This is a genomic window from Collinsella sp. AM29-10AC (assembly GCF_003469085.1).
Classification (GTDB): Bacteria; Actinomycetota; Coriobacteriia; order Coriobacteriales; family Coriobacteriaceae; genus Collinsella.
In genome coordinates this window covers 2545-14842 of sequence record NZ_QSKB01000039.1, presented here as the reverse complement: position 1 = coordinate 14842, position 12298 = coordinate 2545, and the positions used below count along the sequence as shown (strand labels likewise).

General features: G+C 63.2%; 12 protein-coding genes. 10 read left to right on the top strand and 2 right to left on the bottom strand.

Annotated elements, in window-relative coordinates; translation table 11 throughout:
- Positions 1–198: 198 nt before the first annotated feature.
- Positions 199–453, bottom strand: a complete 255-nt coding sequence (locus tag DW754_RS10325; RefSeq protein ID WP_022093864.1) for a hypothetical protein — start codon at positions 451–453, stop codon at positions 199–201.
- A 150-nt stretch (positions 454–603) separates the two neighbouring features.
- Here DW754_RS10325 and DW754_RS10320 point away from each other — a divergent pair, with 150 nt between their 5' ends.
- The 7 genes from DW754_RS10320 to DW754_RS10290 all read left to right on the top strand — a co-directional run bounded on the left by DW754_RS10320 (position 604) and on the right by DW754_RS10290 (position 7536).
- Positions 604–1908 (top strand): aminotransferase class I/II-fold pyridoxal phosphate-dependent enzyme, encoded by a 1305-nt coding sequence (locus tag DW754_RS10320; RefSeq protein ID WP_089572423.1) that lies wholly within the window; start codon positions 604–606, stop codon positions 1906–1908.
- A gap of 66 nt (positions 1909–1974) precedes the next feature.
- Positions 1975–2289: an STAS domain-containing protein gene (locus tag DW754_RS10315; RefSeq protein ID WP_035137695.1), complete on the top strand. Its 315-nt coding sequence runs from the start codon at positions 1975–1977 to the stop codon at positions 2287–2289.
- 153 nt (positions 2290–2442) lie between these two features.
- On the top strand, positions 2443–3012 hold the full coding sequence (locus DW754_RS10310; RefSeq protein WP_158561654.1) for a twin-arginine translocase TatA/TatE family subunit: 570 nt from the start codon (positions 2443–2445) through the stop codon (positions 3010–3012).
- Entirely contained in the window at positions 3012–3803 is a 792-nt protein-coding gene (gene tatC, locus DW754_RS10305) for a twin-arginine translocase subunit TatC (RefSeq protein ID WP_199411497.1), read from the top strand. Before DW754_RS10310 ends, tatC begins: the two co-directional genes overlap by 1 nt.
- 6 nt (positions 3804–3809) lie before the next feature.
- Positions 3810–4166 carry a hydrogenase maturation nickel metallochaperone HypA gene (gene hypA, locus DW754_RS10300; protein ID WP_117759808.1) on the top strand — a complete coding sequence of 119 codons (357 nt, stop codon included), beginning with the start codon at positions 3810–3812 and terminating at the stop codon, positions 4164–4166.
- Positions 4167–4221: 55 nt separating this feature from the next.
- Entirely contained in the window at positions 4222–4905 is a 684-nt protein-coding gene (hypB, locus tag DW754_RS10295) for a hydrogenase nickel incorporation protein HypB (protein ID WP_006235936.1), read from the top strand.
- A gap of 54 nt (positions 4906–4959) precedes the next feature.
- Complete coding sequence (locus tag DW754_RS10290) at positions 4960–7536, top strand: DNA topoisomerase I (RefSeq protein WP_117759810.1); 2577 nt, start codon at positions 4960–4962, stop codon at positions 7534–7536.
- A 143-nt stretch (positions 7537–7679) separates the two neighbouring features.
- Here the strand turns inward: DW754_RS10290 and DW754_RS10285 are convergent, their stop codons facing one another.
- Entirely contained in the window at positions 7680–8663 is a 984-nt protein-coding gene (locus DW754_RS10285; RefSeq protein WP_117759812.1) for a zinc-ribbon domain-containing protein, read from the bottom strand.
- A 298-nt stretch (positions 8664–8961) separates the two neighbouring features.
- On the opposite strand from DW754_RS10285, the gene tmk reads away from it, so the two are divergent.
- The 3 genes from tmk to DW754_RS10270 form a co-directional block, all read left to right on the top strand.
- On the top strand, positions 8962–9645 hold the full coding sequence (gene tmk / locus DW754_RS10280) for a dTMP kinase (RefSeq protein WP_117759814.1): 684 nt from the start codon (positions 8962–8964) through the stop codon (positions 9643–9645).
- Position 9646: 1 nt separating this feature from the next.
- On the top strand, positions 9647–10774 hold the full coding sequence (locus DW754_RS10275) for an ATP-binding protein (protein WP_118072031.1): 1128 nt from the start codon (positions 9647–9649) through the stop codon (positions 10772–10774).
- Positions 10765–12298 (top strand): regulatory iron-sulfur-containing complex subunit RicT (locus DW754_RS10270; RefSeq protein WP_233540193.1); only part of this gene is annotated, 1534 nt, incomplete at its 3' end. The genes DW754_RS10275 and DW754_RS10270, both read left to right, overlap by 10 nt.

Sequence of the window (12298 nt, the reverse complement as noted above, 5' to 3'; positions counted from 1 at the left end):
GGGCGGAGGCGGGGCATGCCCCGCCTCTTACACCACATCTCTGCGCGCTACCAGTTTCAAGTCGAGTTTTGCCGATTTCGACCAAGAATCGCTGCTACTAAAAAGGTAACAGTACTCATATTTGCCCTTTTTTGGCCACAAGCCCTAAAACAAGCCTCGCCAAGGTCGGGAAGCGGGCCAAATCGCCGGCCTCGAGGCTTATTCCACCGTTCCGTAGACGGCGCCCCAGCCGTGGGCGGCCAAGGCGGAGTTGAGCTGGTCGCAAAGTGACTGGCGGTCGTAGTAGCCGGGCGGCAAAAGGTTCACGATTTCCATGAGGTCGGGCGCCAGGTCCAAGATTTCGGCCTGTACGATCAGATCCAGGCGGTCGATGGCGTGGCGGTCGTAAAACAGTCCGTCGACCAGGCGCTGCAAGTCGCCGAATTCCTCGGCCTGAAACGATCCGTACTCCATAGTGCCTCCTTGGGCGCCCCACGCCGGCATGCGCGGCGATTCGTAATTGATTGCGATGAACTTAATCTATCACGGCTTCATAACGTTGCGACGATGGCGGTCTATACTTAGACGAACTGCAACGTACCGCTTCGCGAAAGGTCGCACCCCATGCAGACGATCTACCAGAAGATGGAAACCACCGAACTCGATGCCGCCATCGAGGCGCTCAAAGCCGAGGTCGCCGAGGTCAAGGCCAAGGGCCTGGCGCTCGACATGGCCCGCGGCAAGCCGTCGCCCTCCCAGGTGGACATCTCTCGACCCATGCTCGATATCCTCAATGCCGATGCCGATCTGCATGACGGCAACGTCGACTGCTCCAACTACGGCTGCTTTGAGGGCATTCCCTCGGCACGCAAGCTGGCGGGGGAGTTCCTGGGTTGTCCTGCCGAGCAGACGCTCGTACTGGGCTCATCGAGCCTGCTGATCGAGCACGATATCGCCGGTATGTTCTGGCGTTGCGGCTCGTGCGGCAGCGACCCTTGGGAGGCTTACGAGGCAGCGCACGACGGCAAGAAGGTCAAGTTCCTGTGCCCTGTTCCCGGCTACGATCGCCACTTTGGCATCACCGCCGATCTGGGCATCGAGAACGTCCCCGTCGCGATGACCGACAACGGCCCCGACATGGACGAGATCGAGCGCCTGGTTGCCGCCGACGATTCCATCAAGGGTATCTGGTGCGTGCCCAAGTATTCCAACCCCACGGGCATCACCTTTAGCGAGGACACTGTGCGCCGCTTGGTCGAGATGCCCACGGCCGCGCCCGATTTCCGCATCTTCTGGGACAACGCTTACTGCGTGCACGACCTGTACGACGAGACCGACGAGCTCGCAAATATCTTTGACCTCGCTCGCGCGGCGGGCACCGAGGATCGCGTGGTGGCCTTTGCCTCGACGTCCAAGATCACCTTCCCGGGCGCCGGCATCGGCTTTATCGGTGCGAGCCCCGCGGTCATCGCCGAGTTCTCCAAGCGCCTGAAGGCCGGTCTTATTAGCGCCGATAAGCTCAACCAGCTGCGTCACGTGCGTTTCCTTCCCACCATCGAGGCGGTCAAGGAGCACATGAAAAAGCATGCCGAGTTCCTGCGCCCGCGCTTTGAGGCCGTTGAGCGTAAACTCACCGAGGGCTTGGGTAACACGGGTTGCGCCACTTGGACTCATCCCCATGGCGGCTACTTTGTGAGTTTCGATGGCCCCGAGGGCTCGGCCCAGAAGGTCGCCGCGCTTTGTGCCGACCTGGGCGTCAAGCTCACGCCGGCTGGTGCCACCTGGCCTTATGGCAAGGATCCGCGCGACACCAACATCCGCATCGCGCCGAGCTATCCCACGGTCGAGGACCTGGAGGCTGCGCTCGATGTGCTGGTGCTGGCTGTCAAGCTCGTCGCTGCCGAGCTTGCGCGTGCCGAGCGCGCCTAACGCGTAGGGCCCCGCAAGTCCGCGCCTAGTACTATCCGCACTTTCGATACGTAAAGGAGCGTATACATGGATTTGGGTATTTCCACCAACCCCACGCCAGAGCTCTACACCATTAAGGTGACCGGTGAGATCGATATCTCTAACGCCGATAGCCTGCGCAATGCCATCGACCTGGCGCTCGAGCAGCCCACCGAGGCCGTTGAGCTCGATTTTGCCCAGGTGAGCTACATCGATTCGACGGGCATTGGCGTGCTCGTGGGCGCCGCGCACCACGCGGTCGACCACGGTAAGCGCTTTAGCTGCACCAATGTGCAGCCTCCGGTGATGCGCGTGGTTCAGCTGTTGGGTGTCGACCAGGAGATTTCGATCACCGCTGCATAATCTTGGCCCCCAAAAGGGCGTGCCGTTTGGCATATGTTTGTGATGCGCTCGGACGTTTTGGCGTCCGGGCGCTATACTTGACCGAATGAATAGACGAGTTCCGGCCGAATGGCGCGGTGCGGGCTCGACTCACATCGAGCCTTGGAGGTATGTGTGTTTGGTATTGGAGAGGGTGAGCTCGCGATCATCGTGGTCTTCGGCTTTTTGCTGTTTGGCCCGGATAAGCTCCCGCAGATGGGCCGCACGATCGGCCGTGCCATCCGTCAGTTCCGCGAGACGCAGGAAAAGATGACGGCCGTTGTTCAGTCCGAGATTATCGATCCGGTGAGCGAGGCCGCGTCGGCGCCGGTCAAGCCCAAGAAGGCCGCTGCGACCGACGACGATTCCGATGCGGACGAGGAAGCCGTCGAGACGGCTGCGCCAGCAAAGAAGGAGACCTTTGCCGAGCGCCGTGCCCGCCTTGCCGCCGAGAAGGCCGCAAGCGAGGGTGCTGCTGAGGGCGAGGTCGCTGCCGAGGATCCTGCGACCGATGCCGCCGCCGAGTCCGCTTCCGCTGTAGAGCCGGAGCCCGAGCCCGAGCCCGACCCGGCAGAGCCCACGACGGCTGACCTCTACGCCCGTCGTCCCCGCAAGCGCAAAGCCGTCGTCGACCAGCTCGCTCGCGAGCTCGAGGCCGAGGACGACGCCGCTGCCGCCGACGCCCCGAAGGGAGGCGATGAGTAATGCCTATCGGACCTGCGCGAATGCCGCTTTTCGATCACCTGGGAGAACTCCGTCGCCGCCTGACCATCGTGGTCGTGTCGGTATTTGCCGCAGCCATCGTGCTGTATTTCGCCACGCCTGTAGTGCTCGACATCCTGAAAGACCCCATCCGCTCCTTTGTGCCGGACGGTAAGTTTTACATCACCACCACGCTCGGCGGCTTTGGCCTGCGCTTCTCGCTGGCCATCAAGATGGCCGTGGTCATGTGCACGCCCATGATTATCTGGCAGATCCTGGCATTTTTCCTGCCGGCACTGCGCCCCAACGAGCGCAAGTGGGTTGTGCCCACGGTGCTCGCCTCGACGGTTCTGTTCTTCCTGGGTGCCATCTTCTGCTACTTCATCATCATCCCTGCGGGCTTTGAGTGGCTCATCGGCGAGACTTCGGCCGTCGCCACGGCGTGGCCCAACCTGGAGGACTACATCAACATGGAGCTGCTCTTTATGATCGGCTTTGGTGTGGCGTTTGAGCTGCCGCTCATCATCTTCTACCTGTCCGTCTTCCACATCGTGTCCTATGCGGCTTTCCGCAGCGCTTGGCGCTACGTGTACGTCGGCCTGCTCGTGGGCTCGGCCGTGATCACGCCCGACGGCTCGCCCGTTACGCTGGGCCTTATGTATGGCGCCCTGCTCTCGCTCTACGAGATTTCGCTCGCCATCGCTCGCGTGGTCATTACCGCGCGCGAGGGCAAGGAGGGCTTGTTTGTGAGCCGTCTGGACCTGTTCTCGGACGACGAGGACGACGAGGAGTAAATCGGTATGCACGAGGTTGGCATTGTCAACGGCATACTCGATACAGTGATTCGCGCGGCGCGTGGGGCGGGGGCCTCGCGCGCCGTTTTGGTAACGCTTCGTATCGGGGATATGACCGAGGTCGTGCGCGAGGCACTCGACTTTGCGTGGGAGACGTTTCGCGATGAGGACCCGCTCACGCGCGGCTGCGAGCTTGCCGTGGAGGAGGTCCATCCACAAAGCGAGTGCCTGGACTGCGGCGAGGCCTTTGAGCACGACCGCTTCCATTGCCGCTGCCCCCACTGTGGAGGCGCCAACGTACGCCTGCTGCACGGCCGCGAGCTCGACATCGCCAGTATAGAAATCGAAACCCCCGACGATTAGCCCGCCAGCCACCTGGGGACGGGGTATAAATGGTAGAAGTTAAGGAGTGCCGAGTATGGCCGAGAAAACGATTGATATCGCGTCGCCGATTCTGTCGCGCAACGAGCGCTTGGCAGATCAGCTGCGTCAGCGTTTTAATGAGACAAACACCTATGTGATCAATGTACTGTCGAGCCCTGGCTCGGGCAAGACCACCACGATTCTGGGCACCAACGAGCGCCTGCGTGACAAGGCGGGCCTGCGTTGCGCCGTCATCGAGGGCGATATCGCCTCGGATGTCGACGCCATTACCATGAAGGAAGCCGGCATGCCTGCCATCCAAATCAACACGGGCGGCCTGTGCCACCTCGAGGGCAACATGATCATGGAGGCCGTTGACGCGTTCGACCAAGCTGTGGGTCTGGAAAACATCGACGTCATCTTTATCGAAAACGTGGGTAACCTGGTCTGCCCAGTCGACTTTGACCTGGGTGAGAACCTGTCCATCATGATCCTCTCGGTGCCCGAGGGCGACGACAAGCCCATCAAGTACCCGGGCATCTTCCAACACGCCGGCGCGCAGTTGCTCAACAAGGTCGACGTGGCCCCGGCTTTCGATTTTGACATGGATAGGTATACTAAGACCCTCGATGACCTCAATCCGCAAGCGCCGCGGTTTGCCGTGAGCGCGCGCAAGGGCGAGGGCATGGATGCCTGGTGCGATTGGCTCATCGGGCAGATTGAGCAAGCAAGGGCGTAAGTCGGCCGCCATACGGGCGGGCGCAGCCGCAGAGACATGAGATAGGAGCCTCTTTTGAAGCTCATCATCGCCGAGAAAAACGACGCCGCGCGTCAGATCGCCGAGCGGCTGTCCACGGGCAAGCCCAAAAAGGACAAGGTGTACAACACCGCCATCTACCGTTTTGAGTGGAAGGGCGAGGAGTGCGTGACGATCGGCCTTGCCGGTCACATCCTGGCGCCCGATTTTTGCGACAGCGTGCTGTTCGATAAAAAGCTGGGTTGGTATTCGGTGACCGAGGACGGCGAGATGCTGCCGGCCGATATGCCCGATGGCCTGGCCCGCCCGCCGTACGACACCAAGCGCAAGCCGTTCCTTGCCGATGGCATTTCCATCAAGGGCTGGAAGCTCGAGAGCCTGCCTTACCTCACCTGGGCGCCCGTTATTAAGCTACCGGCCGAGAAGGAGCTCATTCGCTCGCTCAAGAACCTTGCCAAGAAGTCCGACAGCGTCATTATCGCCACGGACTTCGATCGCGAGGGCGAGCTGATCGGTTCGGACGCCCTCAACAAAGTGCGCGAGGTTGCGCCGGACTTGCCGGTTGCCCGCGCCCAGTACTCTTCGTTTACCAAGGCCGAGATTACGCAGGCCTTCGATAACCTTGTCTCGCTTGACCAGAACCTGGCCGACGCTGGCGAGAGCCGTCAGCACATCGACCTCATTTGGGGTGCGGTGCTCACGCGCTACCTGACGCTTGCCAAGTTTGGCGGCTTTGGCAACGTGCGCTCCGCCGGCCGCGTGCAGACGCCGACGCTTGCCCTGGTGGTCGAGCGCGAGCGCGAGCGCATGGCGTTTGTGCCCGAGGACTATTGGCAGATCCGCGGCATGGGCGCCGCGCAGGGCGCTGCCGAGGATGATCGCTTTAAGATCGCTCACAAGACGGCGCGCTTTACCGACAAGGATGCTGCCGAGACGGCGTACGGCCATATCGACGGCGTTGCGACGGCAACCGTCGCCGCGGTGACCAAGCGCTCGCGCAAACAGCAGCCGCCCACGCCGTTTGCGACCACCTCGCTGCAGGCTGCCGCCGCGGCCGAGGGCATCTCACCTGCGCGTACCATGCGCATCGCCGAGTCCCTCTACATGGCCGGTCTCATCAGCTACCCGCGTGTCGACAACACCGTGTATCCCGCGACGCTCGATCTGGGCGCCGTGGTGAGCGACCTGGCAAAGATCAACCCGGCGCTGGCGCCCGTGTGCAAAAAGGTACTCGCCGGCCCCATGAAGCCCACGCGCGGCAAAGTCGAGACCACCGACCACCCGCCCATCTACCCCACGGGCGAAGGCGATCCGTCCACGCTCGATGGCGGCCAGCGCAAGCTCTACGACCTCATCGCCCGCCGCTTCCTGGCGACGCTTATGGGTCCCGCGACCATCGAGAATACCAAGCTCGAGCTCGACGTGAACGGTGAGCCGTTCGTGGCTTCGGGCGATGTGCTCGTGACCCCGGGTTTCCGCGAGGCGTACCCGTACGGACTCAAGCGCGACGAGCAGATGCCGCCGCTAGAGCAGGGCGACACGGTCGACGTGTTCGACATTAAGCTTGAGGCCAAGCAGACCGAGCCGCCCGCGCGCTACAGCCAGGGCAAGCTCGTGCAGGAGATGGAAAAGCGCGGCCTGGGCACCAAGTCCACGCGCGCGAGCATCATCGAGCGCCTGTACGCCGTGCGCTACCTCAAAAACGATCCCGTTGAGCCGAGCCAGCTGGGCATCGCCATCATCGACGCGCTGTCGCAGTTTGCCCCGCGCATCACGAGCCCCGATATGACCAGCGAGCTCGACGGCGACATGACCCGCGTGGAGCGCGGCGAGGACACCGAAGAGCATGTCGTGACGCACTCGCGCGCGCTGCTGGCCGGCGTGCTCGACGAGCTGCTCAAGCATACGCAGGAGCTGGGCGACGCCATCAGCGACGCCGTCACGGCCGATGCGCGCGTGGGCGCCTGCCCCAAGTGCGGCAAGGACCTGGTTATGAAGACGAGCGCCAAGACCCGCGGCAGCTTTATCGGCTGCATGGGTTGGCCCGACTGCGACGTGACCTATCCGGTGCCGAGTGGCGTCAAGGTGAGCCCGCTCGAGGGCGAGGCCGCCGTGTGCCCCGAGTGCGGCGCGCCGCGCATCAAGTGCCAGCCATTCCGCCAGAAGGCCTTCGAGATCTGCGTGAACCCCACGTGCCCCACCAACTACGAGCCCGATCTTAAGGTGGGCGAGTGCAAGGTGTGTGCCGAGGCCGGACGTCACGGCGACCTGATCGCGCACAAGAGCGAGAAGAGCGGCAAGCGCTTTATCCGCTGCACCAACTACGATGACTGCGGCGTGAGCTATCCGCTGCCGGCGCGCGGCAAGCTCGAGGCGACGGGCGAGACCTGTCCCGAGTGCGGCGCCCCCATCGTAGTGGTCAACACGGCGCGCGGTCCGTGGCGTATCTGCGTCAACATGGACTGCCCGACCAAGGAGAAGAGGCCCGCCCGCGGTCGCAAGACCACAACCAAGGCGAGCACGGCAAAGAAGACGACGGCTAAGAAAGCCACTGCCGCCAAGAAGACGACCGCGAAGAAGTCGACTGCCAAGAAAGCAGCCGCCGACAAGTAACGGCGCAGTCGAAACATTGCCCAAAAAAAACGAGCGAGGACCCCGCGATCCTCGCTCGTTTTTTTGACCGGCAGTTAGGGACGTTCCTTTTCTGCCGGCAGTTTAGGAACGTCCCTAACTGCCGGCTCGGGAACGACAAAGCGCTAGTTCACCTCGACAGGCTTGGCGCCGGGATAGCGCTCCTCAAAGTCTAGGCGGTACTTATTGTCATTGGTGCCCGCCACGTTGTCGCGCGACAGCGGCGCCACGATCTCATTCTTGTGGTCCGCAGGCTTGGCGTATTTCAGGCTGATCTCCCAGGCATCACAGATTGCGTCAATGCGGTGATCCAGGTCGTCGTACAGAGCGATGATGTCCTTCCAGGAGCTGTAGTTCTTGGAGCTCGTCGGGACGTCCAGGTCCTCGACGATGTCGTAATACTGCTCGATGGTGTCCTCCGTGCGCTCGGCGACGTCGGCGAGATTTTGACGGGTGGTTCGATCCTCTTCCAGATAGTTGCCGTTGAAGTTCTGCGCGCAGCCACGGACCTGGCTGTCGAGATCTTCGAGCAGGTCGTAGTATTCGCTCAGTCGGCGGTAGAGGTTCTGCTCAGAGAGCGTTGCTTCGCCGCCATCCTCGTCATCATCGTCATCATCGTCGTACAGGCTGTTGGGATCGCCGAGAGGCTTTAGGTTATCGTCGTCGACGTCATGGTGCAGCTTGGCTACCTCGGCAGTCGTCTGCGTGGCGGCGTTGTCGAACGGTCTGATTGCAAAGAAGATGACCAGGGCGATGATGATCGCCACCAGCACAACGATAACGGCGATAAGCGGCCCGGTGCCGCTCTTTTTGGGAGCGGGGGTCTGTGGCGAAGCGGGCGCGTATGCGGGAGCCGGCTGCTGTTGGGGCGAGCCGCTCGCGACGGGTATGCGCTGCGTGGTCTCGACGGCCTCGGTCCTTGCGGCGGGGTCGGTGCTATAGGCGAGGGGGTCGTCCGCCTTGGCTTGCGGCGTATCAAGGGAGCCGGTCTGCTCAAAAGCGGGCTGGCTATCGCTCGCGGCTGTTTGCTCAACGGGTGCACCGCACGAGGTGCAGAACTTGGCATTATCTGCAAGAAGCTTGCCGCACGAGGCGCAATACCGAGACATTGCCACTCCTTTCGCCACATTTCAATGCAATACGACGATTATACCCAGCATTCAAAATTCCCCATCATACGTTGCGGTGAAATAGGGACTGTTTGGCGGTCTCAGGGCTTCAATCAGTCCCTATTTCACCGCAACTTTAGCCGGCAGTTGGGGACGTTCCTTTTCTGCCGGCAGTTTAGGATCGTCCCTAACTGCCGCCCTAATGACTAGGTTCGATTTGGGGTGCGCCGGACGCTGGGGTATCATGGCTTGGTTGATATATCTGCATTTACGCGCCTTGTAGGAAGGGGCTGCGCCCATGGCTTTTGATCCTGCTCAACATAGCTTTATCACGCTCGAGGGCGTCGACGGTGCCGGCAAGTCCACGCAGGCGCGCCTGCTTGTCCGCGCGCTCGAACTCGCTGGCTACCAGGTTGTGAGCCTGCGCGAGCCGGGCGGCACCGCCATCAGCGAAAAGATTCGCGCTTTGCTGCTCGACCCCGCCAACACGGCGATGGGAGACACCTGCGAGTTGCTGCTCTACGAGGCGGCGCGCGCCCAGTTGGTGCACGAGGTCATCGCGCCCGCCCTCGTGGCCGGCAAGGTGGTCCTGTGCGACCGCTTCTACGATTCCACGACCTGCTACCAGGCATTTGCCGACGGCCTCGATCGCCAGATGGTGCGCGACGCCAACAACCTGGCCGTCGCGGGAACGCACCCGGCACTCACACTCGTCTACCACATCACGCCCGAGCAGGCGGCGCTGCGCATGGCGGCCCGTGGTGCGGCAGATCGCATGGAGGCAAAAGGCATGGCATTCCAGGAGCGTGTCTACCAGGGCTTTTGCGCAATTGCTGCCGAGGAGCCAGACCGCGTAAAGCTCATCGACGCCACTACGACCGTCGAGGAAGTCTTCGAGAAGACGGTCGAGCAGGTTCGCGCGTACGGTCTCGGCATTCCGCAGGAAGCCGTCGCCGCCGCGCTTGCCAAGGAGGCCGAGTAACATGGCCCCCGCTCAGGCAAGCCTGCTGGCCAAGCTCGACACCCAAGAGCGCGTGCGCGACTTTTTGACCAATGCCGTCGCCAGCGGTCGCGCATCGCACGCCTACCTGTTTTTGGGCGCGCCCGGCGCGGGCAAGCTCGACGCCGCGTGGGCGCTCGCCCAAGCCTTCCTGTGCGAGCAGGACGGCTGCGGCGCATGCGACAGCTGCGTGCGCGTCTCTCGGCATACGCACCCCGACGTGCACTATTACACGCCCGAGAGCGCCACGGGTTACCTCATTGCCCAGACCCGCGAGCTGCTCGATGACGTGCCGCTGGCGCCCATCCGCGCCAAGGCAAAGGTCTACATCATCGACCGTGCCGAGCAGCTGCGCGCCAACACCGCCAACGCATTGCTCAAAACGCTCGAGGAGCCGCCCGAGGGCGTCATGTTCATCCTGCTGGGCACCTCGGCAGACGTGATGCTGCCTACCATCGTGAGCCGTTGCCAGTGCGTGCCGTTTCGGCTGGTGTCGCCCACCGTGGCCGCGCAGGCCGTGAGCCGCGCCACCGGCCAGGACCTCGCGCGTTGCCGCATGGCCGTCGCCGTGGCGGGCAGCCCCACGCGCGGTATCGAGTTCCTTAAGAGTGCCGAGCGCCAGGACGCCCGCCGTCAGATGGTCCGTGCCATCGACTCGCTCATTGCCGCCGACGAGGCCGACGTGCTCAGCCGCGCCAAGTCACTCATCGTCGCCGTCAAGGCGCCGCTCGCCGAGGTCAAGTCCACGCAGGAAAAGGTGCTCGAGCAAAATGCCGACTACCTGTCGCGTGGAGCATTGAAGCAGCTTGAGGACCGCAACAAGCGCGAACTCAACGCGCGCGAGCGTTCGGGTACCATGGAAGCGCTGGCGAGCGCGCGGACGCTCATGCGCGACGTGCTGCTGACACTTCAGGACGAGGCAACCGACGTGGTGAACGAGGACGTGCGCGACACGATCGGTCGGCTTGCCGCCGCGACCAATGTTGCGGGTGCCACCCAGGCGCTCGAGGCGGTTGCGACCGCCGAGCGCAACATCGCCAGAAACGTTACTCCCCAGCTGGCCATCGAGGTCATGCTGTTCGATATCAGGAAGGCACTGAAATGCCGTTAGTCGTACCCGTTAAGTTTACCTACGCCTCGCGCGACCTGTGGTTCGATCCGCAGGATTTGGATATCCTCGAGGCCGATTATGCCATTTGCTCCACCGAGCGCGGAACCGAGATCGGCCTGGTCACGGCCGATCCCTTCGAGGTGCCGCAAGACGAGATCGGTCAGCCGCTCAAGCCCGTGCTGCGCGTGGCGAGCGACATCGACCTGCAGCTTGCCGACGACCTGGCCATCCAGGGCGACGAGGCCATGGTCGACTTCCGCCGCCTGGTCAAGGAGCTCGACCTCGAGATGAAGCCGGTCGGCGTCGAGTACCTGTTTGGCGGCGAGAAGGCCGTGTTCTACTTTGCGGCCGAGGAGCGCGTCGATTTTCGTCAGCTCGTCAAGGACCTGTCCTCGACGCTGCACATTCGCGTCGACATGCGCCAGATCGGCGTGCGCGACGAGACCCGCCTGGTGGGCGGCTACGCCCAATGCGGACAGGAGCTCTGCTGCACGCGCTTTGGCGGACAGTTTGAGCCCGTCTCGATCCGCATGGCAAAAGAGCAGGACCTGCCGCTCAACTCGTCCAAAATCAGCGGCGTGTGCGGCCGCCTGATGTGCTGCTTGCGCTATGAGTTCGAGGCGTACAAGGACTTTAAGAGCCGTGCGCCCAAAAAGAAGACGCTCATCGATACGCCGCTTGGCAAGGCGCGTATTCAGGAATATGACACGCCGCGTGAGCAGCTGGTGCTGCGCCTGGAGAACGGCAAAGTCTTTAAGGTCAACCTGGCCGATATGACGTGCTCGGAGGGCTGCAAAAAGAAGGCCGCCGAGCAGGGCTGCAACTGCCGCCCCGACTGCGTGACGCGCGACGTGCTCGAGCGCATCGAGTCGCCCGAGATGCGCCTGGCGCTCATGGAGCTCGATCGCGAGAACGGCGTCGACGTGGGCGATGGTCTGTCGAGCGCCGACCGTCTTGCCGGCACGTCGATGCCCAAGCGCCGTCGTCGCGATGCTGAATCCGATGCTCGCGCCGGTCAGGGCCAGGGCGAGGGCCGTGGCCGCGGAAAGGGCCGTGGTAAGGACGAGGCACCCGAGGCCGAGGAGGCCGCCGGTGGTCGTCGCCGCCGCAAGCGCGCGGCGTCCGTCGACAACGGCGAGACCACAGACAAGAACGCTTCCCGCGAGCGCGAGGCTCAGCAGCCCCAGCAACAAAACCGCGGCGGTGGCATGAACCCCACACGTCGCCGCCGCCGTCATCTGTCGAGCGAGGAGCGCGAGGACGCCTTCCGCGCCGCAGCTGCTCGCGAGGCCGGTGCCGCTTCCAAGGGTCCCTCGGCCTCCGATGCGTCTGCCGACAAGGGCGGCAAGTCACGTGGCGAGGAGGAGCGCGCGCCGCGTCCGCGCCGTCGCCATTCCTCGGGCGCGCAACAGAAGCCCTCAGTGCCCTCCGTGGCCGATCAGGTCTCGGATGGCGAGGTCAAGGTCACGCGCCGTCGTCCCGGAGATGGCGGGGGAGCGGCTGCCAAGGCTTCGCGTGGCGCGG